Origin of the sequence: Sphingobacterium bambusae (genome assembly GCF_033955345.1) — a bacterium.
Classification (GTDB): domain Bacteria; phylum Bacteroidota; class Bacteroidia; order Sphingobacteriales; family Sphingobacteriaceae; genus Sphingobacterium; species Sphingobacterium bambusae.
Window position 1 is genome coordinate 3527215 of record NZ_CP138332.1, and the last position, 26943, is coordinate 3554157.

Consider the following 26943-nt stretch of genomic DNA (forward strand, 5'->3'; position numbering starts at 1 on the left):
TTATCTTTGCCGAGCTAAGATTGTAATCATTACTAAAAAAGATAAATGATGAGTAAACCAACATTGTTAATTCTTGCCGCGGGGATGGCAAGTCGATATGGATCCTTAAAACAAATTGACGCGTTTGGCCCACATGGTGAGACCATTATCGACTATTCTATTTACGATGCCATCAAAGCTGGGTTTGGTAAGGTCGTCTTTATTATTCGTGAAGAATTTCTGGACAAGATGCGCGAAGTATTTGATGCTAAACTGCAGGGTAAGATTGAGGTGGACTATGCTTTTCAGAGCTATGATTTAACGAAATTTGGGATCGATAAGGTAATCGAGCGTAGTAAGCCATGGGGCACAGCACATGCCGTGATGAGCGCAAAGGAGCAAGTGAACGAGCCTTTCTGTGTCATCAATGCGGATGACTTCTATGGAACAGATTCCTTTATGAAGATGGCTAAGTTTTTGACTACGGAAGTTTCCGATGACAAGATGGCGTTGATGGGTTTTCAAGTAGGCAATACCATGTCTGATTTCGGCTATGTTTCCCGTGGCGTTTGTGAAGTAGATGCCGAGGGGCATATGGAGTCGGTGACCGAACGCACCAATATCTATTATGTAGATGCGGAGCAGGGCGGACGCAAAATCGTATACGAGGAAGATGCCGTACAACATGATCTTGATCCCGAAACCCGTGTTTCCATGAATTTTTGGGGATTTACGCCCAAGATTTTCGAGGTGGCAGAGGGGATGTTCCATGATTTTGTAGCGGCAAACGCCGATAACCCAAAGTCGGAATTTTTTATCCCGTCGGTGCCCGATTACATGGTGAAAAAAGGAATGGCAGACTTTAAGGTAATACCTACCTCTTCAAAGTGGTTTGGGGTGACATATAAAGAGGATAAGGCTATCGTGCAAGAGTCTATTTCTAAGCTCGTTGCCGAAGGCGCCTATCCGGAAAAATTATTCTAGAAACGACCGTAAGATCGTGTTTAAGCTGTCTTCCGTCCTTATTGTATCGGAGACAGCTTTTTTGTTTTGAGAGGTATGCTGTTATGTTAAAAAAGAAACTGTTAAAATCAATGGCGGTGATCGGCTATATTATCTTGGGGCTGCTTCTATTTGTTGTTGTCTATTTCTCCGGAGACTTCATCCTGTCCCGCATTCCGGCGTCGCGCTCGGCAATGGGCTATGCGAAGGATGGTATTACCGTTTACGTGTTGTCTAACGGTGTACATACGGATATCGTCCTGCCGGTGCGTCAGGATAGCATTGATTGGAACGATATCTTCCCCTATGGAAATACCAAAGGACAGGACAGCCTGCAGCATTGGGTGGCTATTGGATGGGGAGACAAGGGTTTTTACCTGAACACACCCGAGTGGAAAGACCTGAAACTGAAAACAGCGCTCGTTGCTGGTTTGGGAGTCGGAGAAACGGCCTTGCATGTTACCTATTATAAGCGGATGCAAGAAAATCAATATTGCCGTAAAACGATGATCACCAGAGCGCAATACAGCCGACTGGTAAGTTATGTGCTAACGAGCTTAGAAAAGGATGGTCAAGGGAAGCCCATACTGATCGAAACCAACGCGCAGTATAACAACGATGATGCTTTTTACGAAGCAAATGGTGCCTATAGCCTATTGTTTTCTTGCAATACTTGGACGAACAAGGCGCTGAAATATGCTAACATGCCCGCCGGAGTCTGGACGGTATTCGATAAAGGAATCCTAAGACATTATCCACAATAAGAAAGCCCGAAGTTTGACAACTTCGGGCTTTGCTTTATCTAAACGAAGGGGGGATTATTTTACCTCTTCAAATTCTACGTCTTGAACATCATCACCACCTTGCTTGCCGCCTTGTGCTTGGCCAGCATCACCTTGAGGCTGTTGTGCTCCTCCCTGTTGTGAGGCAGCATACATTTCTTCTGATGCAGCATTCCATGCATTTTGCAATTCAGCGGATGCCGTATCGATATCGGCAAAGTTACGTGCGGCGTAAGCTGCTTTCAACGTCTCTAAACCTGCTTCGATAGGTGCTTTCTTGTCTGCAGAGATTTTGTCTCCGTATTCTTTCAATTGCTTTTCCGTAGTAAAGATCAAAGCATCTGCTGCGTTGATTTTGTCAGCTTCTTCTTTCACTTTTTTATCAGATTCCGCATTTGCTTCCGCCTCTTGCTTCATTTTTTGGATTTCCTCATCAGATAAACCAGAAGAAGCCTCGATACGGATGTTTTGCTCTTTACCAGTCGCCTTGTCTTTCGCTGAAACCTTGATGATACCATTGGCATCGATATCAAAAGTAACTTCGATTTGAGGCACACCACGTGGTGCAGATGGGATGCCATCTAAGTGGAAACGACCAATCGTACGGTTTTGCGAAGCCATTGGACGCTCACCTTGTAGGATGTGTATTTCAACAGAAGGCTGGCTATCTGATGCGGTAGAGAACACCTCTGATTTTTTAGTTGGGATTGTTGTGTTAGACTCGATCAACTTGGTCATCACACCACCCATAGTTTCGATACCTAAAGAAAGTGGAGTAACATCCAACAACAACACATCTTTTACTTCACCTGTCAATACACCACCTTGGATAGCTGCACCCAATGCAACAACCTCATCAGGGTTAACACCTTTTGAAGGCTCTTTGCCGAAGAAGCTTTTTACAGCATCAACGATAGCAGGGATACGTGTAGAACCACCGACTAGGATAATTTCGTCGATATCTGCTGTCGAGTAACCTGCATTTTTCAACGCCGATTTACAAGGGTCAATAGTACGTTTGATAAGATCCGCCGCCAAAGACTCGAATTTAGCACGAGAAAGGCTACGCACCAAGTGTTTAGGACCTGTCGCATCAGCAGTGATGTATGGAAGGTTGATCTCTGTAGATGTTGTGCTAGACAACTCGATCTTTGCCTTCTCTGCAGCTTCTTTCAAGCGTTGCAATGCCATCGCATCTTTCTTCAAATCAAATCCACCATTTTCGCTAGCAAATTCTGCTGCCAACCAGTTGATGATTACGTTGTCGAAGTCATCACCACCCAAGTGTGTATCACCATCGGTAGATTTTACTTCGAATACACCATCACCAAGCTCTAAGACAGAAACGTCATGTGTACCACCACCACAGTCAAACACAACGATCTTCATATCTTTGTGAGCTTTATCAAGACCGTATGCCAAAGCTGCTGCAGTAGGTTCGTTAATGATACGTTTTACCGTAAGTCCTGCAATTTCGCCCGCTTCTTTGGTTGCTTGACGTTGTGCATCGTTAAAATAAGCAGGAACCGTAATAACAGCTTCTGTAACTTCTTGACCCAAGAAATCCTCTGCCGTTTTCTTCATTTTCTGAAGAATCATTGCCGAGATTTCCTGTGGTGTATATTTACGGTCGTCGATCTCAACACGCGGGGTGTTGTTATCGCCTTTAACGACGTTGTAAGGCACTTGTTGCGATTCTTTTACCGATTCATCGAATGATAAACCCATGAAACGTTTGATAGAATAAACGGTTTTGTGTGGGTTGGTAATGGCCTGACGTTTTGCTGGATCCCCAACTTTACGCTCTCCACCTTCCACAAAAGCAACAATAGAAGGAGTTGTGCGTTTTCCTTCATTGTTTGCGATAACTACGGGCTCGTTACCTTCCATTACAGCAACACAGGAGTTCGTAGTACCTAAGTCGATTCCAATAATTTTTGACATATCTAGTTTTGTTATTATTTTACAAATTTATTACCGGTAACTTCTTATCAACAGCTATGCCAAGCTCTAAATCGTCACTAAAACGTAATTAATGTCTTTTTTTTGCCTGACGATTCTGCCAAACTGTCATTTTGGTTAGCCGCCAGTCATAGTTTGGCCGGATTTGCCCATTTTTTTTGTAAGCGGGAATTAATTGCTAAATTCGTCGTGTAACACAAATAACATGACCTTTCAGGAATACTTAGATTATTTCGAACAGATTTTAGCGTCGCCCAAGGATTTTTCCCCCTATGATAACGACGAGTATCTGAACTACACAAAGCTTAACTGGTCTCGTATGAACCGTTGGTTAAAGCGTTTTGAACCTACCGCTACAGTCAAGAACCTTATAGGTTCGATCACCGAGCATCAGCACTGGATTGTGATTACCGAGCCTTGGTGCGGTGATGCTGCCCATTCGGTGGCGCAACTTTACCAGATGGTGAAAAACAATCCGAATATCGATTTTGATATACAACTGCGCGATACGGAGCCCTTTCTTATTGAAGACTATCTGACCAATGGCGGAAAGTCGATTCCGAAATTGATCATCCGCAACGACGTGGGGCATGACAAGGTGATCTGGGGCCCAAGGCCACAAGCACTACAGGCTATTTTTGAGACCATGAAGGCCGAAGGAAAAAGCTTTGAGGAAACCAAGGAGCTGATGCAAAAATGGTACAACGAAGATAAAGGCGAGGCGCTACAACAGGAGCTCATCGCAGAACTTAGCTAACGATGAACATTGAACTGCTCCGCGAATACTGTATCCGCAAAAAAGCGGTCACCGAAGAGTTGCCTTTCGGTCCGGACACCCTTGTGTTTAAGGTTGGCGGAAAGGTTTTTCTCTTAGTTGGTCTTGATCAGGTGGATCAACTTACCTTCAATGTAAAATGTGATCCCGAGCGAGCGGTCGAGTTACGCGCGGATTATCCGCAGACCGTGTTGCCCGGATACCATATGAATAAGAAGCATTGGAATACCGTGCATTGTAACCGCGAGCTGTCGGATAAAGCCGTTGAGGAATTGATTGACCATAGTTACCAATTGGTCTTTCATTCGTTGACGAAAGCGGTCAAAGACAGTATCGCTTTATTGCCGTAAAGCCACCACAATAGAAGGCTTTACGGTTATATAAACGAACAGCTCTATTAATAGATCAGGTTTTCCAATAGGTTCCGTTTGATCTGATTTGGATTGGAGCCGCCGCCAAACATGCGGTTGTTGCCCAACGAACGAAACAGGTCCTGCATCCCCATTTCCTTTGCCTTTTTGTCTTTCCAACTTTGGGACACGTTGTCCACGGTGAAATCTATTTTGCGCGCCCAATAATTAATGTGCATTTCCGGGATCACCAATCCGAGGATCATGCCGGGTAAACCGTGAACCAGTGCTGGGCCGCCCGAAACAGGTATCTGATCGGTGTAGAAAGCAATAATATAGAGCGAATCTGGCGTTGCGCCGTTTACGCGTCGGCACTCATATCCCGCGATATCGCGATACTCATCCGTGAAGCGCCACGTGATTTGCTGTAGACTGTCTTGTAACAGATATTTTTCGTCAAGCTCCATCTGTAGCAGGGAGGTTCCTTCTTCTATATTTTGGTAAAATATTTTTTCCTGCCCGCCGCCGCGCATTCCGCCTCTCGCCATGCCTTCGGGGCGCCGATTATTGTTCTGCTGTGTCCTGCTGCCTCGCGCCTGCCCAGCAGCATTACCCCGCGCTTGCCCACCAGTATTGCGTGTTGCAGAGCTAGCAGTCTGTTCTTCCGTTTCAACGGGACGCATAAGCGTTTCGTTCTCATCAAACTGCAGCGTGAAAAAAGCGGAATTCTTTTCCGGTATATCGTCGATATTTCCACCAAAGCGCATCATCATACCTCGGTTTTGCCCGCGGTTTTGCCCTGCCGCATTGTTGGACATCTCCCGCACACGTGCACGTAAGTAGACCTCTTTCTCGAAACTGATGACGCCCTTATTGGGGAAGTAAGCGTGTTGTGCCTGTAGCGTACAAATAAAGCCGCATGCCATAGCAAGCGATGTGTAGATCTTTCTAATCATTTTTCTTGCCTAAATTTTTATTGAAATCCCATTTCAAGCCCACCATAAAATATTGCGATAGCATGGCCTGCTGGGATTCCGAGAAGCTGCTGTTGCCCGTAGATCGGCTGGTATTGTTGAAACTGTTGAAAACGTCGAAGGCCTTGAGGCTTATCAGCAGGGCCTCGCTTTTCAATAGTTTTCGGGTGAGCTCCAAATTCATGTAGAACTGCTGTATTGGCTCTGGAAATACCTTGGTCTTGCCGGTGTAGCTGTAGAATATGACCTGTGTTAAACTGAATTTGTAGGGTAGGATATACTTCAGATCCGCATTGGTCGATGACCGGAATGCTGTGTTGTTGAACTGCGTTTGTATAGTGTTGGCCTCGTTGTTCAGACCGATACCAATATTGAAATTGAAGTCCACGATCTTCGAGTTCTCTTTGTTCGCATTTATCCCGACGTTTGCATTGGCGGTGTTGTTTTTGTTGAGGTCGCCATTGATGTATTGGTAGTTATTGTCATAGGATAACGATGCAAAGGGTCCAAATTGTACGACACCATTGAAAATGGGACGTCCGTAATTCACGTTCATACGGGCATTCCAGTTGGTGTTGTCGCTGATGTTTACATACGATGCCGTGGTTCGGCCTACTGAATCGATAATCGAACGGTTCACGATGGCATTATTGGTGAACGATGCATTGGCGTTGACGTTCAACGAAGAAGCTTTCAGCAGACTGAATTTACTGAAATTAAAATTTAGGCTGTTGTTGATCTCTCGTGTCAGATCCGGATTCCCGAGCTGTCGATACAAATCGTTGGTTGGCGGTTGTAACGGCTGTAATTGCCCAAAGCTGGGTACATTTGCTGTATTTTGGTAGCGCAACGCGAGGCTTTTGCTATTACTAATTCGGTAGGAGATATTCGCATTAAGGTTGTTCTGCCAAAAATTTCTGTTTAGATCAATATCGCGGTAGCTGTCTGTCAATTCTTGGTAGCGATAGGAAACCCTATTGGATAGGTCGATATTCAGCTTCTCTGTGTGATAAGAAAGGTTTAGATCTAGTCCATTGTTGCGCGACAGATCGTTTTGATTTTTGGAATACAAGGTGTCCAGCTGCAGCTCGTCAGTTTCGCTGTTGTTGTAAGCATCAACCAAGCTACTTCGTTTCGAGCTGTTAAAGGAGTAGCCAACAGTGAGGTTCAGCTGTTTGCTAATGGGTTCGCTGAAGTTGATTGACGCTCCCAATCTGTTGTTGCTATTTTCCGTTATACGGGTTTGATCCACGATCACCGATCGCTCGAAATTGCCAATGCTATCGTAGTAGTTTGTCGTTTCGTCCACAAGATTCGTGGCTTCGGCATTATCAAACTGTGTGTTCAGGTGGAGGTTCATGCTACGCCCATTTTTGTTGAGCCTTCTGCGGTAGTCAGCGCGCAGATCCATGCTTTCGGAATCCGACCGGCTGCTGTTGTCTTTGTTGAAGTCGTTGGCGCGTGTGTTTTCGTTTCGTATGGTGCTGCTCGTTGATTGACTCGCCGATTCCCCCATGCCGCGGTTGCCGCTCAACTGTATGTTCAGGTTGCTAACCGAATCGATTTTGTAACGCATTTGGGCACGTAGTACGTTGTTTTTATTGTCGGAAGAGGAACTTTCTTCTTGGGTGGTTTCCTGGGTGATATCGTTGTTCAGTACACGCTTATTATAGCTGTTGGATTCGTTGGCCAAGCTATTGTTGTTGAAGTTGTAGCTGGATGTAAGGTGCATCTTGCGCTTCAGGAAGTTGTTTTCGTAGTTTACACCTGCACTTTTATACATGGGGTCGCCAATGATCTGGTTGTTCATCCGTATTCTGCTGGCGTCACCCGCGTTCCCCATATTGTTCCAGTTCCCTGTTACGCCGATACGTTCGGTTTGGTTGAACTTGGCCGCAAACAAATTGGCATCAAACAGAGATTGTGTGCCAAAACTGGCGTTGGCATTTCCGAAAATTCCCTTGCGGGCTTCTTCTTTAAGCACGACATTCACCGTTTGTAAGCGTACGCCGTCATCCACGCCGGTCAGCTCGGCTTCTTCCGATTTGCGTTCATAAACCTGTACTTTATCTACCGCGTCGGCCCGTACATTGCGGATAGCGATCTTGGGGTCGTAGCCGAAGAACTCTTCGCCGTCAATCAATACTTTGGAAACGGTCTTTCCTTGGGCGGTGATGTCTCCCGATGCCGAAACTGTTAAGCCGGGCAATCGCCGCAGCAGATCCTCCAGCTTGGCATTCTTTTCTGTTTCAAAGCTGCCTGCATCGTATTCTATGGTATCGCCTTTGATTTTGATAGGTATCTTTTGATTGATCACCACCTCTTCGAGCAGGTTGGACTGCGAGCTGATTTTGATGCTGTCCAGTTGAATTGCCCGCTGATCGATATTAACTTTTTGGCTGTGTATCTCGAACTTGGGATAGGTAGCTAGTAGGAGATATGTTCCTTTAACGACTTTGTCAATTTTGAATTTACCTTTTTCATCTGTTCGCGTGAAATAGCGCATAATGGAATCGGTGTCGAGAAGTACAATAGAGGCGTTGCTAAGCGCCGCGTTATCGGCTTGGTCAACCACAATTCCTTGTATGGTCTGCTGGGCAGACAATTGCTGCACCAAGAAGAGTAAAAACAGTAAAAAAGTTCCTTTCATAATTAACGTTGGTAGCGCAAAGAAAGAAAGAAATAGAGTAAATTAGTGTTAAAAAATAGCTTGTAATAGCTTTGATACAAAGCGTTATACATGTTTTTTTTATCCGGTTTGTCCCGGTCTAATAGCTGTTTTTTGCAATTGGGATAAAAAAAAGACATCTCGTTGGAGATGCCTTTTCATATGCTGTATCGTTATATACTTATTTTACTTCAGAAACACGGATCGTATTTGTTCTTCCTTTTTCATGCAAAGGAGTAGATGAAGTATTGATCACGATTTGACCAGACGTTACCAAATTGTTTTCTTTCAATAAGGTATTTACGTCTTGGATTGTGCCGTCTGTGCTCTCAAATTTTTCGTAGATGAATACGCGCACACCCCAAACAAGGCTCAATAAGTTCAAAAGCTTTTTATTGCCAGTGAATACATAGATATCTGCATTTGGACGGTAGCTCGAAATTTCAAGCGCCGTGTAGCCAGAAGAAGTCATAACAGCAATAGCTGAAGCCTCTGTGCTAGCCGCAAGGTGGATCGACGATCCGCAGATTGCATCTGGTATACGTGTTTTTGTAACGTGTACGCTTGCTTTTGCGCTATAATACGGATAAGACGTTTGCTCAACATGGGTAATGATCTTAGCCATTGTTTCGATAACGATTTCTGGGAATTCGCCCACAGAAGTCTCACCGCTCAACATCACCGCATCTGCACCATCCAATACCGAGTTGGCCACGTCATTCACCTCTGCACGTGTAGGGCGAGGTGTGGTGATCATACTTTCTAGCATTTGCGTAGCAATGATAACCGGTTTTGATAGGTCGCGACATTTCTGTACGATCATTTTTTGTAAGCCTGGAACTTCTTCCATCGGCATCTCCACACCAAGGTCACCGCGAGCAACCATAACCGCATCTGTTGCTTCGATAATGGCGTCGATATTGTCTATTGCTTCTGGTTTTTCCACTTTCGCAATAACCAAGGCATGGCTACCTTTTGCCTTGATAATCTCTTTACACTGGTAGATGTCTTCTGCTGAACGCACGAATGACATCGCGATCCAGTCAGCGCCGTTGTCCAATGCAAAGTTTAGGTTGTCCAAATCTTCTTCCGTTAAGGAAGGAATGGATACTTTGGTGTTAGGCAGGTTAACGCCTTTACGCGAGGTAAGGACACCACCGTGAACCACTTCACATTTTACCGAATCCTTGTGGTTTGTGGATAATACGCGCAATTGCAATTTTCCATCGTCCAAAAGGATGATCTCGCCTTCCTTCACATCGTTAGGGAAGTTTTCGTAAGTAATATAGATACGGTTTTCATCGCCAATCAACTCTTCTGTTGTCATTTCAACCTCAGAGCCATTGATCAACACAGCACCGCCTTCTTTCATTTTACCAATACGGATTTTTGGACCCTGCAAATCTGCTAGGATACCAACGTTGAAAGGGTGCTCATTATTGATTTCTTTGATGGTATTGATCACTTTTAAATGGTCTTCTTGACTTCCATGGGAGAAGTTCAACCGGCAAACATCCACACCCTTGGCAATCAAATTGGTCAATATAGTCTTGTCCGACGATGCTGGACCAAGTGTGGCAACGATTTTTGTCCTTTTTTGAATCTTATTCATTTACAGTATTTTATTAATGTATGTTCGTTTGTGTTCGTTTTTGTGAAAACTTATGACGCAAAAATAGCAATCTGTTTTTAAGTTAGGTTTACTAAAGTGTAAAATTTACACTTTGATTGTGTTAAAGTGCTAAAATATAAGATTTTCTTTGGATTTCAATGAGGTGGGGTCTAATTCTTTTGCCAACATCACCTCGTTGATTCCCTTTAGCTCGTCTAATAGTAACCTCAAGTCGTCCGGATCGATATAGTGCTTGACCATCAAAAAATAATCGAAGGTAGGGAGCTCGGGTATCAATATGTTTCCCTCCACACTACGGTTATTGAGGAGATAGAACTCATATTCGAAATTACTTTCGCAGTAGCGATAGATGGTATAATAATGCTTAATAAGCCCTTTTTGCCTTGTTTTTTCGAAGATGATATGGTAATCCATTTCATCGCGTTCCTTCTCTTTTACATAGCCCTTATGATCCAGGTAATCTTCCTTGCCTCTGCGAAATGCTAGACCAGTATGTTTATAAATAAAATGGCACAGCCGATAGTCGCGCAGGGCGGAGCTGATGCCCACCAACACAAAATCCAGCTCCAAGTCGAAGTCAAGATCGAGGGTTACCTGTTTTTTTATCGTGCTCAAGCTAATCGAAATGAACTTCGAAAATAGTAAAAAATACCCGACATCACCGAATTTAATACCTAAAAACGAATGTTGGACAAAGTTCTTGGATGATAAAAAAAAAATTATTAATATTGGGTATATGGCTGTTAGCGGCGGTTTTTAAAACAAAGCTGATGTAAAAACGTTCTTATTTCAAATCTTCAATCCAAAAAGGTTTGATATTTGGGGAAATTTATTTTTCTTTGCACAGATTTATTAAACAATTAAACTATAAAATCATGTCAGATATCGCATCAAGAGTAAAAGCAATTATCGTTGAAAAGTTGGGTGTAGACGAAAACGAAGTAACACCAGAGGCTTCCTTCACGAATGATTTAGGTGCAGACTCACTTGATACAGTTGAGTTGATCATGGAATTCGAAAAAGAATTTAACGTAGCTATTCCTGACGACCAAGCTGAAAACATCAGTACTGTAGGTCAAGCTATCTCTTACTTAGAAAAGAACGTTAGTAACTAATTTATTAGGCCAAACATATTTAATGGAGCTTAAAAGAGTAGTTGTAACAGGATTAGGCGCTCTTACACCACTAGGCAACACCGTCTCAGCATATTGGGATGGTTTGGTTAATGGTGTAAGCGGCGCTGCTCCTATTACGCATTTCGATGCATCAAAATTTAAGACCCAATTCGCTTGTGAAGTGAAGGGATTTGATCCACATGATTTTATGGATCGTAAAGAGGCTCGCAAAGTCGATCCTTTTGTTCAGTATGCTATAGCTTCCACAGATGAGGCGGTTAAAGATGCTGGGCTACAATTTGACCAACTGGATACCAACCGAATTGGCGTAATTTGGGGGTCAGGAATCGGTGGTTTAAAGACTTTTTTGGATGAAGTAGTAACCTATGCTAAAGGCGATGGTACCCCGCGGTTTAATCCGTTCTTTATTCCAAAGATGTTGGTGGATATCGCTCCGGGGCACATTTCTATGCGTCACGGCTTGCGTGGGCCTAACTTTTCAGCGGTTTCAGCCTGTGCATCTTCTACCAATGCCATGATTGATGCGTTCAATTACATCCGTATGGGTATGGCTGATATCATCATCACGGGTGGATCGGAAGCAACGGTTAACGAGGCCGGTATTGGTGGTTTCAACGCTATGCATGCCTTGTCGACACGTAACGATGATCCGACAACAGCTTCTCGTCCTTTTGATAAGGATCGCGATGGTTTTGTGTCTGGTGAAGGTTCTGGCGCTATCATTTTAGAAAGTTTAGAGCATGCATTGGCACGTGGTGCTAAGATTTATGCAGAGGTTGCTGGTGGAGGAATGAGTGCAGATGCTTATCATATCACGGCTTCTCATCCAGAAGGTTTGGGAGCGAAGCTGGCGATGAGCAAAGCAATTGCTGACGCGAATTTTAGTTACACGGATATTGATTACATCAATGTGCATGGTACATCTACGCCTGTTGGTGATATCAGTGAAACCAAAGCGATCATCGATTTGTTCGGTGAGCAAGCGTACAAATTGAACATCAGTTCGACGAAGTCGATGACGGGACATTTGCTAGGTGCTGCCGGTGCAATCGAAGCGATAGCATCCATTCTTTCGGTAAAGAATGATATCGTTCCACCAACTATTAACCACTTTACCGATGACCCGAATATCGATAACAACCTCAATTTTACATTCAACACCGCTCAAAAGCGCGTTGTGAATGCAGCATTGAGCAACACCTTCGGTTTCGGTGGTCATAATGCATCCATCATTGTGAAAAAGTATCACGCCTAACTCCGGTTAACGTGATCATTTAGATACAGTGCAATAGGTAGTTTCGAACAGAAACTGCCTATTACTTATTTTATTGCAGAATGCCTTTCTCAAGGATTTATTATTTATATTTTTCACCACACAGGGCTTACATCCGTAAACTAAAGAACATTCTTGGTTTTGTTCCCGGCAACGTCAAGTTGTACCAAATGGCCTTTCGCCATAAGTCCGTGGCAACAGCCATCAAGGATGGAGTGAAGAATAGTAATGAGCGCCTTGAGTTTTTGGGTGATGCCGTGTTGGGCTCGGTGGTTGCAGAATTGCTTTTCAAGTTGTATCCCTACAAAGATGAAGGCTTCTTAACCGAACTGCGTTCGAAGATTGTAAGCCGTGTTAATTTAAACCAGCTGTCCCGCAAGCTGGGGTTCAATGAGTTTATCGAGTACGATGCGCGCATGATCAGCTACCCCAATAAGCAAAGCTCGCTTTTGGGCGATGCCTTTGAAGCCGTTATCGGTGCGGTATATGTGGATAAGGGCTATAAATTTACGCGGGAGTTCCTGCTTACGCGCATTATTAAGCCTCATGTCGATATTCATATGCTGGAGGTTACCGAAACCAACTTTAAAAGCCGCCTGATCGAATGGTGCCAACATTACGGTAAAGAAATCCAGTTTGTGCAGGTGCTCAATCCGCCAAACGATTCCTCAAAATTATTCTATGTTGATGTCGTCATCAACGGGCAAGTTTGCGGACAAGGTCGCGATTTCAACAAGAAAAGTGCGGAGAAGCTTGCTGCAGAAAAGGCCTGCGAGCTGCTCAAAATATTCGAGTCCGAAGAGTTTTCCCGCTAATCTAAGCTTTCGCTTTTCATCCGTATATCTTACCTTTGCCGTATGGCAACGATCAAACCTTCCTTGGCTAAAGGAACACGCGATTTTTCCCCCTTAGAGATGGAGAAACGCAATCATATATTTAATACCCTTAAAGCTGTCTTTAAAAAATTTGGATACAATGAGATCCAAACGCCGTCATTCGAGAATCTATCTACATTGACCGGAAAGTATGGCGAGGAAGGTGATAAATTGATTTTCAAGATACTCAATTCTGGCGATTACCTAGCGAAAGCGCCATCCGATTTGTTGGACAGCAAGAATGCCCTTAAACTTATTCCGCATATTTCAGAGAAGGCTTTGCGCTATGATTTAACGGTGCCTTTTGCGCGCTACGTCGTGATGCATCAGCATGAATTGGCATTGCCTTTCAAAAGATTTCAAATTCAACCTGTTTGGCGTGCAGATCGTCCGCAGCGCGGTCGTTATCGCGAGTTCTACCAGTGTGACGTAGATGTCGTGGGTTCTCCTTCTTTGCTGAATGAAGCGGAATTTATCCTGATCTACCATGAAGCGCTATTGGCGCTAGGCTTGACGGATTTTACGATCAAACTCAACAACCGAAAAATCTTGAGTGGTATAGCCGAGGTTATTGGCAAGCCCCAGCTGATCGTAGACATGACAGTGGCTATTGACAAGCTGGATAAGATCGGGTTGGATGGCGTGAACAAAGAGCTGCTAGAGCGTGGTTTCACGGCGGAAGATTTAGATCTCCTTAAACCTATTATCCTGCTGGAAGGTACAAATAGCCAAAAACTGCAGGCCTTGAAAACGGTGCTCGCATCCTCCGTTGTGGGCTTACGCGGTATCGAGGAGATCGAAGAAGTGTTTTCCTATGTCGAGCATTTTGCTGCGGCTTCCCTATTGGATAAAGTTGTCGAAGTTGATATCACCTTGGCCCGTGGCCTAAACTACTACACCGGTTGTATCTTTGAGGTGAAGACCAATGAAGTGGCGATGGGGAGCATCGGCGGGGGAGGTCGTTACGATGATTTGACAGGGATGTTCGGCTTGAAAGATTTAACAGGCGTTGGTGTGTCCTTTGGCGCAGATCGTATTTACGACGTGCTGGAGGAGCTGGGACGTTTTCCTTCATCCGCCGCTGCTACAACACAACTGCTGATCGTGAATTTTGACAAATCCATCGAGCCCTTTACGCTTCGTCTGTTAGCCGATCTGCGTGCCGCAGGCATCGCAGCGGAGCTTTATCCTGCCGCCGTGAAGCTGAAAAAGCAGATGGGCTATGCCGATGACAAGAAGATTCCATATGTACTACTCGTCGGTGAAGAAGAAACCACATCCGGCGACCTTTCATTGAAGGATATGCAAAGCGGTGAGCAGCGCAAAGTGCGCGCCGAAGAGTTGATTGACATATTGCGAAACAACGGGTAATCGATCGTTTTTCTTAACGAATCGAAGGACTGCATGAAACACATTTTTGACAAAAAAGCGCCATTTCCTGCCGTTATTTTATCCGAAATATCGTATTAAATGATTAGATTTGTGGTCGTATTAGTAAAGAAATTCAATACTTTAAAATGAGTTCAACACCTATAACAAAAGAAACATATCTAGAGTGGTATAGATCTATGCTGCTTATGCGTAAATTCGAAGAGAAGACAGGCCAGTTATACGGGCAACAAAAAATCCGTGGTTTCTGTCACTTGTATATCGGCCAAGAAGCTGTTATGGCGGGCACGATGTCGGTTATTAAACCTGAGGATTCCGTTATTACGGCCTATAGAGATCACGCACACGCTTTAGCAAAAGGTGTTTCTGCAGACGCGTGTATGGCCGAGATGTTCGGTAAGATCACGGGTTGTTCAAAAGGTAAAGGAGGCTCTATGCACTTCTTCTCGAAAGAGCACAAGATGATGGGCGGTCACGGTATCGTGGGTGGTCAAATTCCATTGGGTGCTGGTATCGCATTTGCAGAGAAATATTTAGGCAATACCAACGTGAATGTATGTTATATGGGTGATGGCGCTGTACGTCAAGGTGCTTTCAATGAAACGCTTAACATGGCGATGACTTGGAAATTGCCTGTGATTTTCGTTTGTGAGAACAACGGATATGCCATGGGTACTTCTGTAGCACGTACAACAAACATGATGGATATCTACAAAATGGGACATGGCTTTGATATGCCTAGTGCTGCAGTAGATGGTATGGATGTTGTTGCTGTACACAATGCTATGGACGAGGCTGTACAACGTGCACGTGCGGGTGAAGGTCCTACATTCTTGGAAATCCGTACTTACCGTTACAAAGGACACTCGATGTCCGACCCAGCTAAATATCGTACGAAAGAGGAATTGGAAGAATTCAAAGGTAGAGATCCATTGTTGTCAACCAAAGCGGCTATCGTAGAAAACAAATACGCAGATGATGCTTGGTTTGCGGAAGTGGATGCCGAGATCAAGAAAATTGTAGAGGATTCTGTTAAATTCGCAGAAGAATCTCCTTATCCAGATGCTTCTGAAATCTACAAAGATGTCTATGTACAAGAGGACTATCCTTTTATAATGGACTAATTAATTCGAATTACTTTAACTTAAAGATATAATCTACTATACAACATGGCTGAAGTAGTAAAAATGCCTAAAATGAGCGACACCATGACCGAAGGTGTGATCGCTAAGTGGCACAAAAAAGTCGGTGACAAAGTAAGCTCAGGCGACTTGATCGCTGAAGTGGAAACAGATAAAGCAACGATGGACTTTGAGTCGTACCAAGAAGGTACGCTATTGTACATCGGCCCAAAAGAAGGCGAAGCGGTTGCTATTGATGCCGTGATTGCTGTTTTGGGCGAAGAGGGTGAGGATTACCAAGCGTTGTTGGACGGTGGTGATGCCCCTGCGAAAGAAGAGAAAAAAGAAGAAGAAGCTGCTCCTGCCGAAGAAGAGGAAGAAGCGTCTGCGGATAGCGACGTGTCTGCCGATGACCTAGGCTGTACGGTAATCACGATGCCGTTATTGAGTGATACGATGACTGAAGGCGTAATCGCGCAGTGGAACTTCAAAGTTGGTGATGCGATCAAATCTGATGATGCCATCGCTGACGTAGAAACCGATAAAGCGACTATGGAAGTAACGGCTTATGCTGAAGGCACCTTGTTGCATATCGGCGTTGAAGCTGGCCAAGCGGCGAAGGTAAATGATATCATCGCTATTGTAGGCCCTGCCGGAACAGATGTTGCTCCGTTATTGAAGCAGAAGTCGTCGGGCGCAGCACCGAAGGCGAAAGCAGAAAAATCGGAAGAGAAAGAAGTTTCGGCTAAAGAAGAAACTACAAGTGCGGAAACGAAAGCTGATGATGACAGCCGTGTGAAAGCGTCTCCTTTGGCACGTAAAATCGCCAAAGATAAAGGCATCAACCTAAACGACGTTAAAGGTTCTGCTGATGGCGGTCGTATTGTGAAGAAAGATGTGGAAGGATTTGTTCCTGCAAAAGCGGAAGCGCCTAAAGCGGCGGCTGCAGCGGCAAGTGCTGCTCCTGAAACAAAGTCTATTACATTGCCACAGTTTATCGGCGAAGAGAAATATACCGAGCAAGGTATTTCGCAAATGCGTAAAACCATTGCACGCCGTTTGGGCGAATCCTTGTTCACTGCTCCTCACTTCTATTTGACGATTTCTATCGATATGGACAATGCTATCGCAGCACGTGGCCAAATCAATACGGTAGCACCGGTTAAGGTGTCTTTCAACGATATCGTGATCAAAGCAGTTGCTGTTGCCTTGAAGCAACATCCTGCTGTCAACTCTTCTTGGAGAGGTGATAAGATCCGTTTCAACGAGCATGTAAATGTAGGTGTTGCTATGGCGGTAGAAGATGGTTTATTGGTACCTGTAGTACGTTTTGCAGATGGTAAGTCACTTTCTCATATCTCTGCTGAAGTGAAAGAATACGGACAAAAAGCAAAAGCAAAGAAATTGCAACCTGCTGATTGGGAAGGTTCTACCTTCACGGTTTCCAACCTAGGGATGTTCGGTATTGATGAGTTTACCTCGATTATCAATTCTCCGGATGGAGCGATCCTTTCTGTAGGTGCTATTCAACAAGTACCTGTTGTTAAAGAAGGAGCTATTGTACCGGGTAATATCATGAAATTAACGTTAGGCTGTGACCACCGCGTAGTGGATGGTGCAACAGGAGCTGCATTCCTTCAAACATTGAAAGGTTTGTTGGAAGCGCCAATCCGTTTGTTAGCATAACATAGAATTTATAGATGTTTGAAAGCACCTTGGGAAAACCCAAGGTGCTTTTGTTTTAGGGTGCCTATCGATCCTCTGTAAAAATTTCGTCTTGAAGGAATAAAGAATTTTCTTTTTTATTGACTTTTATATGAATAAGTGCTATTTTGGATAAATCGGTATTTCAATACGATATAAACATATTCGAGGAAGCATAGTGAGCATAAATTTTTTACGCGCAGTGTATTTTACTGCATTTTTGGGGTTGGTGGGCTGTTCCTCACCGGAAGCAAAACAGAAAGAAATTGTACAGAAGCAGGGCGAGAAGGATAGCATAGCCTTATCATACGACCCGGCAAATGCAGATAAGGACATCGACGCCTTTATGCAGAACCTACATAAGAAGTCGGCCTTTAATGGGGCGGTACTAGTGGCCAAGGCAGGCAAGATTATCTATCAGAACACGTTTGGTTGGGCTGACTATCTGCTGAAGGATAGCTTGAATATTCATTCCAAATTTGAATTGGCTTCGCTTTCGAAACCGTTGACCTCGCTGGGTACCCTAAAGCTCGTGGAAACCGGCAAACTGCGACTCGATCAAACCGTCAACGACTTCTTTCCTGACTTTCCCTATCCGGGTGTAACGATCAAGATGCTGTTGACCCACCGTAGCGGGCTTCCCAACTATGTTTACTTTGCCGAGGACGTGTGGCCCGATAAGAAAAAGCCCATGAGCAACATGGATGCCATGAGCTTACTTGCGCAGCATAAGCCGGCACGCTACGGCGCTCCCGATGGAAGGTTCCTGTATAACAATTCCAATTTTATGGTGTTGGCCTCTATTATCGAAAAGATTACAGGCAAGGATTTTGGCGTCTACATGAAGGAAACGGTGTTTGACCCGGCAGGGATGAAGCATACCGCCGTGCTCTCTAAAGCGGTTTACGAAAAAATTCCGACCAATGTCGTTGGACATGACAAGGTATGGCGCCGATCGGTGGTGCAAAACTTTCTAGATGGCCCGGTAGGCGACAAGGGAATATACAGTACGGTGCAGGATTTGTTTTTACTGGATATTGCCTTAAAAGAAGGGCGTGTTTTGGATAAGGCGTTATTGGATTCCGCTTATGTGCCGCGTAGTGATGCCAAACGAAGCCTGTTTAGCTATGGCTATGGCTGGCGTACATTTTCGCCTAAAGAAGCACAAATTGTATACCACACGGGTTGGTGGCACGGCTTCCGTAACCTCTACGTGCGCGACCTGACCGATGATATCACCATCGTGCTCCTCTCCAATATGGCCAATGGCAGTTTGGTGAAGCTGGACGACTTGTATAAGATCTTAAAAATGCCTATTTTGAGGCAAAATGCGTACAACGCAAATGGTGATTTTATCGTTAATTAAATTTAGAACAAGGTTATGAAGAAAACGCTTATTTTAGGGGCAAGTACCAATCCGGCGCGATATTCCTATTTAGTAGCCAATAAGTTGGCGAGAAAGGGCTATCCTATCGTTAACGTAGGACGTAAAGTAGGCGCGGTGGCGGGTGTAGATATCGAGCAAGCAGGAGAACCCTATTCCGACATTGATACCATCACCCTGTATGTGGGGCCGCAAAACCAAGCTCCCTATTACGACTATATTTTAAATACAAAACCCAATCGCGTAATCTTCAACCCGGGAACGGAAAATGAAGAGTTGCGTGCAAAGCTTAGCGCTGCCGGAATCTCAAGTATCGAAGCTTGTACGCTGGTGATGTTAAACACAGGACAATATTAGCACGCTAATTCAACGTGCTTGAAAACCACCGGATGATCTCCATCGTCAGGTGGTTTTTTATTTTAGGCAATCGTTTGCGCACTGTTTTCAATCGTTTTCGCTGATTTACTTGCTATAACGGCCTTTGTATCTGTATGCATAATGCTTATGTTTAACCTCGTAAACATTAAATTATGCGAATTCTATATTATATTTTTATTCTTTTTATTACGGCGTTCCATGTCGGCTATGCGCAACAAAAAGCTATGCTGCATTTGACCTCAGATTTTATCGATACGCAGCTGCTTGCGGCCTCCCAACAGATTATGCTGTTGGCCGAGCATACGCCGGCAGATAAATTTCCGCGTACCTTCGAAAATGGGGCATACAAATTTTCCAGTTCCTCGTGGTGGTGTTCGGGATTCTATCCAGGAACGTTGCTCTATCTTTACGAAGGAACGGGAGAGAAAAAGTTGCTGCGATTAGGACTTAACAAGTTGGTGCCGCTAAATAAGGAACAGCACAATAGGGGTACGCACGATCTCGGCTTTATGCTGTTTTGCAGCTTTGGCAACGCCTGGCGTTTGTCAAAGGATTCTATCCAATATCGAGATGTTTTGCTGACTGGTGCAGAGTCTTTGGCAACGCGTTTCAATCCTACGACCAAGACTATTCGATCTTGGGACCATCAACCTTGGCAGTATCCGGTCATCATCGATAATATGATGAACTTGGAGTTTTTGATGGAGTTGTCGAAGATCAGCGGTGACAATCGATTTCGTGATATCGCGATCGCACATGCAAATACGACCCTAAAGAATCATTTTCGCAAAGACTTTAGTTCGTATCATGTGCTAGATTACGATGCGCGTACCGGCGATGTAATAGCGAAGAAAACACATCAAGGGGCATTTGATGAATCGGCTTGGGCAAGAGGACAGGCTTGGGCGCTGTATGGCTACACGATGATGTTTCGAGAGACTGCTGATCAACAGTACTTGGTACAAGCAAATCATATAGCAAAATTTATCTTAACGCATCCCGCGCTACCAAGCGATCTCATTCCTTATTGGGACTTTGATAAAGATAAGATTCCTTCCGACGCCAAGACCTATGCAAATAGAAATCTGCGTGATGTATCTGCTGCTGCGCTTAATGCTTCGGCCTTGCTGGAATTGTCGCAGTATGTGGATGCCAACACCGCGGAAAGCTATCTACAGTCGGCAGAGACCATTTTACGCAATCTTTCTGCAGCACCCTATCTTGCTCCGCAGGGATCGAATGGTGGATTTATCTTAAAGCATAGTGTGGGTTCCATACCCGGAAATTCCGAAGTGGACGTTCCCTTAACCTACGCTGATTATTATTATGTGGAAGCATTGATCAGATACCAGCGTCTTTTGCAAGGTAAGCCAATTATAGCAAGCATCAATTGATATGAAAAGATATTTGCTATTTTTTCTAGCTGTGGCGGCATTCTTTCATGCTGCGGCGCGGGACAATTTTCCCGTAAAATCTTTAGGGAAAACGATCTACACGGGTGCCTTCGCGGGAAATGGACTGTTGGGTTCAATGACCTATTTGAAAACGAGCAACGCCTTTCGGGTAGACATCGGGCGCACGGATGTATACGATCACCGCGAAAATAAAGAGTCGGCGCTTTTCGATAAGGCGAGGCTGCCGATTGGCCACTTTGAATTTGTATTGCCCGATAGCATCCGTCAGGCATCCGCAGAGATACAATACAAAAAGGGCATCGCTGTCGCGAAAATCGAAACGGCTTCAGGTGCATTCCACGTGAAAACGGTTACGTTTGCGCATCGAAATCTGATTTATCTCGAAATATCGCCGTTGAGCAGCGGCTCACTCCTCGAAACAGTGAACTGGATTCCGGAAGAGGCAATCAGTCCGCGAACTAAATTTGCCCATGCCCAACAACCTGACCACTATCCGGCAAATCCAAAGGGCTCTTTTTTGGAAATCGACGGTGTCAGCGTATATAAGCAACCCCTTCTTGCAGGTGGTGGATACGCTACGGCATGGAAAGCTTTTCGAAAAAAGGATAAACTGCTGTATGTGATCAGCGTTGGTTACAACTCGGGTTCGGAGGATTATATAACCGAGGCCGTCGCGCAAGTCAATGCGTTTCGGATGAACAAACTGGATGATGAACTCGCCAAACATACACGGCATTGGACGGAGTATTATGAAAAATCTAAACTGCTCGTGCCCGATGTGGCGCTGCAGCAATTTTATGATATGCAACTGTATAAGCTAGCTTGTGCTACCCGTGAAGATAGACCTGCTATGGATCTACAGGGGCCTTGGACAGCGAGCACGCCATGGCCCGCCTATTGGCACAATCTAAACATTCAGCTTGCCTATTCGCCCGTGTTCACCGCTAATCATTTGGAAATCGCCAAATCCTTAAAGCAAATGATTGATCGTAATGTCGATAACCTGATCGGCAATGTGCCGGAGGCTTACCGATACAATAGTGCAGCGATTGGGCGAAGTTCTGCTCCCGACATGATTAGTCCCGTATGGTTAGAACGTGGTAAAGATGGTAGCACTTGGGAAGACGGTAAAAAAGAACTGGGAAACCTGACCTGGATGATGCATAGTTACTATCAATACTATCGTTATTCTATGGATCCGAAAGTTTACGATACCTTGTTTCCCTTGTTGAAACGGGCGGTTAATTATTACCTCCACCTGTTGGAAAGGGACGAACAGGGGAAGTATCATGTAGCCGTTAGAACACATTCGCCGGAATACCCCAAGTCCTACGATTATGATACCAATTACGACCTGTCTATATTAAAATGGGGACTAACAGCGCTGATTTCTTTGGATGAAGAACGGGGTGGGAAAGATGCTTTAAACCAACAATGGAAAGATGTATTGTTGAATTTACGGGAGTTTCCTCAGAATGAAGATGGATTTATGATTGCAAGGATCGGCCTTATGCGGAATCCCATCGACACTATTCCCACTTGATGATGATATATCCTTTTTATTTGGTCAATTGGGATCAAGAGGAAAATCGCGAACTGATCAGCCGATCGATTGCTCATTGGCAAAGCAAAGACCGGTTTCTTCAGGGATACTCATTCTCTGGTGCCGCCTCGATGTATGCCATGATGGGAAAGGGGGATGAAGCGCTCCGTTCCTTGAAAGTGTTGCTCAACAAATATGTGAAACCGAATACGCTGTATGCCGAGACAGGGCCTGTCATAGAAACTCCCTTGGCTGCCATGTCTAGTATACAAGAACTATGTTTGCAATATTGGAATGGCACTGTTCGCGTTTTTCCGGCTATCCCGGAGGGCTGGCAGGATGTATCTTTTGAGCATTTTAGAACGGATGGCGCTTTTTTGATTTCTGCAGAAAGAAAAGCCGGCAAGAATGTACATGTTAGGATTTTTAGTGAGCAAGATGGACAAATCAAGATCAAACCCAATCTCGATGGACGGCTAAGCTGGAAAGGAACAAAAAAAGGTATCAAGCTATTGGAAAACCAAAACGGCATTTACCTATTTGAAATTCCCAAGGGCGCTACGCTGCTGTTGCAGGGGAATTGATCCACGAACATGATGATCGCTTTTGGCTATTGCCGTTCGTTGGCTAGATAGACGGACGGCGTCATGCCGAACTGCTTTTTAAATTCTTTACTAAAATATTTCCGATCGGAGAAACCAACGGCATAAGCCACCTCACTGATGTTGAGGTTTGTTTTGAGTAGCTCCTTGGCCTTTGTTAAACGGTAGGTCTTTACATAGTTGTTTAGCGATAAGTTGGTCATTGCCTTTAATTTACGGTAAAGGATAGGCGGGCTCATACCCATTTGTTTGGAGATGAATTCTACGTCGAAATGCTCGCTGAGCAGGTGATTTTCGATAAGTGTATCTAAGGACTGGATAAACTTATTGTCGCTCTCGTTGCTGCTGACCGTGGCCTGCAGTCTAAAATTCTCCCTATTTCTCTGGCTGATCTGTAGAAGGTTGTACACGGAAAAGAAAAGATGCTTTTTTTCAAAAGGCTTAACGAGGTATAGGTTTGCGCCATATGTTAAGGTGCTCAGTTGTACATTGGAATCGTTAACAGCTGTCAGGAGTACAAAAGGGATGTGACTCGTTTTGATATCGGTTTTCACGGCCTGACAAAGCTCTACACCATTCATATTGGGCATCATAATATCCGACAAGATGATGTCTGGCAGATGCAAGCGTGCTTTTTCAAGTGCGTCCACGCCGTCGGTAGCGGTAAGAATGGTGTAATGCTCTTCAAAAAGATGAATTAACAGGTCAAGCATTTCTGGGTTGTCCTCTACTAAAAGGATGATTTCCTGCACATCATGCTTGCGGTACGTTGCCAAGGGCAGAAGCGCTGTGCTGGGCGCAACGAAATCAATAGAATTGGGCTGATCGATTTGATACTCTTTTCGAAGCGTAACCGTAAATATAGTCCAACGTTCGTTCTTTCTCTGCAGCGATGAACAAAATATTTCTCCGTTATGTCTGTGCACAATCTCTTTGCTGAGTGCTAGCCCTATACCAGTGCCTATGACGTCTTCCGTATGAGACTCTCGATAGTATTCTTCAAAGATTTTAAACTGGTTTTCTTCCAATACACCTATTCCGTTGTCGACAACATGGATTTCTATGCTATCGTTCGCGTCTATGAGTTCCAAATAGACCGTTCCACCGGTAGGTGTGTATTTCAGCGCATTGGATAGTAGATTCAGCAAAACCTTATCAAATTGCTGTACATCCAGCCAAAATGTACCCACGGTGTCAATTCTTCGAATGTAATAGCGAATGTTCTTGCTTTGCGCAAGATCGTGCAATAGATAGAAATTATCTTCGATGTACGCCTTTAGCGGCACCTCTGTTTTCCGGAGCTGTTGTTTCAGATCATCAAACCTTTTGAAGTCTAATAGCTCATTGATGATCAGCAATAATTTATCCGCATTTTTCTTCACGCGACGCACTTTTTGCTGCGTCTCCGACTGCTGGGCGGTTTCGTTAATAATTTCATCCAGCGGAGCGGTGATCAGGGTTAGCGGTGTGCGGATTTCGTGAGACACCTGCGTGAAGAACTTGATTTTTTTCTCGTATTCTTTTTCGGAATTGATAAGTACCTCACGCTCCACAATAAATTTAATCAGAAAATGTACTGCAGCTGCTGCAAAGACTGCATATACAAGATAAGCCCACCAGGTTTTCCAAAGTGGTGGACGGATAACCAACATAATTTTAAGCGGGCTCTTGCTCCACCGCATGTCGTTGTTGCTGGCATAAATCAATAAGCTGTGTTTCCCCTCCGGAATATTGGTGTAGCGTATCTTTCCAGAATTGGTTTCTATCCAATCTTTGTCAAATCCCTCTAATTTGTAACGAAATCTATTCTTTAGCGGCTTGATGAAATTGGAGCTGGAAAAGTCAATGGCAATGATGTTTTCATCGTGGGCAAGCACGATCTCATACATTGTGTTTTCTTTGTCTTCGACTATGCGATCTACAGGAAGTACAGATTCATTTACCGAGATATTTCGGAGAATAACATGCGGGATAGTGTTATTGAAACGAATGTCTTTGGGCATAAACGATACTAGGCCGTTCAGCGTCGTGATAAAAATACGGCCGTCTTTTGTCAAAAAGCCTCGTGCACTTTGTAGGTTTTTTACAGGAAGGCCATCATGTTGGTTCAAGATGGTGCTGTATTTTGTTTTGACATCATAATAGACCAGGCCATTTTTACTGGTAATCCATAGTTTATTGTCGTAATAAATTGGCGAGCCGAGCATGTTCTCGCGAAAGCGCGCTACCTGGATAAGCTCGCCGTTTGTCGATTTTTTATACACGGATTCCGCGGTCGTCAACCAAAGGTTGTTGTTGTCGTCGATACAGAAACCTTGTATAGCAAGATTGTTTAGGCTGTCTCTTAAGAAGGTTTTTCCGTACAGATCTTTGTAGTATAGCTGGGTATTTAAAAGGAAGTAAGCGCGTTTGTTCTTGTCTTCCTGCATATCTGCGACCGTGAATGGGCTTAGTTCTGGAATAAGGATCGGTTTTTCCCCTTCCTCAACGCGGAAGGTGCCGAGGTTGGTGCCCAGGTATATGGTATGTTTTGCGTCCACATATATGCTAAATACATTATTGAAGATATGATGGGCGTCCTCGTGCAACGAATAATGCTTACTTTCTCGAGTCGCGATGTCTAGTGTCGCATATCCTCCGGCATATTGTGCAATGTAAAGTTTACCATCGCGTACATACAGGTCTTTGACGAGGTTGGATTTTGCCACTTGTGGACGTGCTACGATTCGACGCGTGTCCTTATCCATTTCACTGATACCTTCTTCTTCGGTGCCAATCCAATAGGCATCTGCTGACTCGGCAAAGCTGCCCACAATATCGCTATTGAGTTGAAATGGCGCCGGCGATCGTGTGGCGTATACATCGAGCTTGATTAGGGGTGGAAAGAGCGCATTGATGCCGCCAAAGTATGTACCTATCCACACGATCTTTTGATTATCGATGAAAAGATCATAAATGGAATTTTGACTTAATGAGTTTCCCCATCGAGCGTGATGTTTGAAGTTGTTGAATTGAGCTCCATGGCCTTTTACAGAGAGTCCCTTTAACGTTCCAATAAGCAGCCGCCCCTCTGGATCTCTTATTATTTTTCGCACATTATTGCTGAGCAGGTTACTGTTGTTCTCGTTGTAATTTGTCCATATACCTTTTGTTAGGTCGTAATGAAAAAGGCCTCGAAATTTGGTAGCTACCCATAGGCTCTTGCTTTCCGAAAATATACAGGTCATAACCCGCTCCCTTTCAAGCCCTATGGGCATATGAAGGTTTACCATATCCTTCACTTGCTTTTTATGGTAGGTCAAGAGTTCTACGCCATTACTGCTTGTCACGGCATAACGGTCGTTCTTCAGGGCGACTATGCTTTGCAGGTTCTTTCGATCCAAGATCTTTTCAAGCCGATAGGAAGCTGCCTGTTGATGAAGAACATAAAGGCCGTCGGAAGTGCAGAGAAAACTGTGTTTATCCGTTAATACCATGTCAAGAACAACTAGTTTTTTATCAAATGGTTGGTCGCCATCATAAACGGCTTTTCGGCTGTTCAGGTCGTAAAGACGAAAATTCGTGGCTGTAGCAACCAACAGATGGTTCTCTTTGTTTATTTTGATTTTTGTGATATAGCCTATTTTTTGAAAAGCGCTATCGCGAACGGCTGCATCAACAATGTGTTCCGAATCGTAGGTGTAAATTCCGTATTCTCCTGCAAACCATAACTGACCTCGTTGGTCTTGTGCAATGCTGAGTACCGGCTGCTTGTCGAATACATTTTCTTCGGTAAGCGACGTGAAACGAAGTGTCTGTGCATCCACCTGTAGAGCGTACATTAGATATAGAATTGCAGCGATACGCAGATATAGAAAAAAGTGCATCTTCGGAGTATGTATGGTTATAATCTAAATTCTGAACGAATTTATGATTTTCACCAATTAATGAATAGCCTTTCGCCGTAAATGGCATTTTATTTACGATTTTGCCCCCAAGTATTTAAGATTATCCCCCTC

Annotated in this window: 20 protein-coding genes and 1 pseudogene; 15 read left to right on the forward strand and 6 right to left on the reverse strand. The window is 44.3% G+C overall.

The window, feature by feature from the left end; translation table 11 throughout:
- Positions 1-48 precede the first annotated feature (48 nt).
- Complete coding sequence (locus SCB77_RS14565) at positions 49-963, forward strand: nucleotidyltransferase family protein (RefSeq protein WP_320186627.1); 915 nt, start codon at positions 49-51, stop codon at positions 961-963.
- Positions 964-1046: 83 nt separating this feature from the next.
- Positions 1047-1745 carry a TIGR02117 family protein gene (locus tag SCB77_RS14570; RefSeq protein ID WP_320182742.1) on the forward strand — a complete coding sequence of 233 codons (699 nt, stop codon included), beginning with the start codon at positions 1047-1049 and terminating at the stop codon, positions 1743-1745.
- A 54-nt stretch (positions 1746-1799) separates the two neighbouring features.
- Here the strand turns inward: SCB77_RS14570 and dnaK are convergent, their stop codons facing one another.
- A complete protein-coding gene (gene dnaK, locus SCB77_RS14575; protein ID WP_320182743.1) occupies positions 1800-3707 on the reverse strand; it encodes a molecular chaperone DnaK in 1908 nt (635 codons plus the stop codon).
- Positions 3708-3930: 223 nt separating this feature from the next.
- Between dnaK and SCB77_RS14580 the strand changes: the two genes are divergently transcribed.
- Positions 3931-4482, forward strand: coding sequence for a thioredoxin family protein (locus SCB77_RS14580; protein WP_320182744.1), 552 nt, complete (start codon positions 3931-3933; stop codon positions 4480-4482).
- Between the two features lie 2 nt (positions 4483-4484).
- On the forward strand, positions 4485-4850 hold the full coding sequence (locus tag SCB77_RS14585; protein ID WP_320182745.1) for an MmcQ/YjbR family DNA-binding protein: 366 nt from the start codon (positions 4485-4487) through the stop codon (positions 4848-4850).
- 47 nt (positions 4851-4897) lie between these two features.
- On the opposite strand, the gene SCB77_RS14590 is transcribed toward SCB77_RS14585, so the two are convergent.
- The 4 genes from SCB77_RS14590 to SCB77_RS14605 form a co-directional block, all read right to left on the reverse strand.
- Positions 4898-5806 carry a GLPGLI family protein gene (locus tag SCB77_RS14590; RefSeq protein ID WP_320182746.1) on the reverse strand — a complete coding sequence of 303 codons (909 nt, stop codon included), beginning with the start codon at positions 5804-5806 and terminating at the stop codon, positions 4898-4900.
- On the reverse strand, positions 5799-8474 hold the full coding sequence (locus SCB77_RS14595; RefSeq protein ID WP_320182747.1) for a TonB-dependent receptor: 2676 nt from the start codon (positions 8472-8474) through the stop codon (positions 5799-5801). Before SCB77_RS14595 ends, SCB77_RS14590 begins: the two co-directional genes overlap by 8 nt.
- A gap of 199 nt (positions 8475-8673) precedes the next feature.
- Complete coding sequence (pyk, locus tag SCB77_RS14600) at positions 8674-10104, reverse strand: pyruvate kinase (RefSeq protein ID WP_320182748.1); 1431 nt, start codon at positions 10102-10104, stop codon at positions 8674-8676.
- A gap of 129 nt (positions 10105-10233) precedes the next feature.
- Positions 10234-10740: an IPExxxVDY family protein gene (locus SCB77_RS14605; RefSeq protein ID WP_320182749.1), complete on the reverse strand. Its 507-nt coding sequence runs from the start codon at positions 10738-10740 to the stop codon at positions 10234-10236.
- Between the two features lie 260 nt (positions 10741-11000).
- Between SCB77_RS14605 and SCB77_RS14610 the strand changes: the two genes are divergently transcribed.
- From SCB77_RS14610 to SCB77_RS23170, 11 genes and pseudogenes are all read left to right on the forward strand, one after another.
- A complete protein-coding gene (locus SCB77_RS14610; protein WP_189626650.1) occupies positions 11001-11240 on the forward strand; it encodes an acyl carrier protein in 240 nt (79 codons plus the stop codon).
- A 22-nt stretch (positions 11241-11262) separates the two neighbouring features.
- Complete coding sequence (gene fabF, locus SCB77_RS14615) at positions 11263-12516, forward strand: beta-ketoacyl-ACP synthase II (RefSeq protein ID WP_320182750.1); 1254 nt, start codon at positions 11263-11265, stop codon at positions 12514-12516.
- An 80-nt stretch (positions 12517-12596) separates the two neighbouring features.
- The gene (rnc, locus tag SCB77_RS14620; protein WP_320182751.1) at positions 12597-13349 is read left to right on the forward strand and encodes a ribonuclease III; all 753 of its coding nucleotides are present in this window, start codon (positions 12597-12599) and stop codon (positions 13347-13349) included.
- 42 nt (positions 13350-13391) lie between these two features.
- Entirely contained in the window at positions 13392-14780 is a 1389-nt protein-coding gene (gene hisS / locus SCB77_RS14625; RefSeq protein WP_320182752.1) for a histidine--tRNA ligase, read from the forward strand.
- 146 nt (positions 14781-14926) lie between these two features.
- Positions 14927-15922 carry a pyruvate dehydrogenase (acetyl-transferring) E1 component subunit alpha gene (gene pdhA / locus SCB77_RS14630; RefSeq protein WP_320182753.1) on the forward strand — a complete coding sequence of 332 codons (996 nt, stop codon included), beginning with the start codon at positions 14927-14929 and terminating at the stop codon, positions 15920-15922.
- Positions 15923-15967: 45 nt separating this feature from the next.
- Entirely contained in the window at positions 15968-17605 is a 1638-nt protein-coding gene (locus SCB77_RS14635) for a 2-oxo acid dehydrogenase subunit E2 (RefSeq protein ID WP_320182754.1), read from the forward strand.
- A gap of 196 nt (positions 17606-17801) precedes the next feature.
- Positions 17802-18989: a serine hydrolase domain-containing protein gene (locus SCB77_RS14640; protein WP_320182755.1), complete on the forward strand. Its 1188-nt coding sequence runs from the start codon at positions 17802-17804 to the stop codon at positions 18987-18989.
- A 15-nt stretch (positions 18990-19004) separates the two neighbouring features.
- Positions 19005-19364, forward strand: a complete 360-nt coding sequence (locus SCB77_RS14645; RefSeq protein WP_320182756.1) for a CoA-binding protein — start codon at positions 19005-19007, stop codon at positions 19362-19364.
- A gap of 173 nt (positions 19365-19537) precedes the next feature.
- Positions 19538-20779 carry a glycoside hydrolase family 88 protein gene (locus tag SCB77_RS14650; protein WP_320182757.1) on the forward strand — a complete coding sequence of 414 codons (1242 nt, stop codon included), beginning with the start codon at positions 19538-19540 and terminating at the stop codon, positions 20777-20779.
- Between the two features lie 715 nt (positions 20780-21494).
- A pseudogene (locus SCB77_RS23165) lies at positions 21495-22516 on the forward strand (glycosyl hydrolase family 95 catalytic domain-containing protein); the annotation flags it as partial.
- A gap of 84 nt (positions 22517-22600) precedes the next feature.
- Positions 22601-22927, forward strand: a complete 327-nt coding sequence (locus tag SCB77_RS23170; protein WP_380935774.1) for a glycoside hydrolase family 95-like protein — start codon at positions 22601-22603, stop codon at positions 22925-22927.
- A gap of 26 nt (positions 22928-22953) precedes the next feature.
- Here the strand turns inward: SCB77_RS23170 and SCB77_RS14665 are convergent, their stop codons facing one another.
- Positions 22954-26811 carry a hybrid sensor histidine kinase/response regulator transcription factor gene (locus SCB77_RS14665; protein WP_320182760.1) on the reverse strand — a complete coding sequence of 1286 codons (3858 nt, stop codon included), beginning with the start codon at positions 26809-26811 and terminating at the stop codon, positions 22954-22956.
- Positions 26812-26943 lie beyond the last annotated feature (132 nt).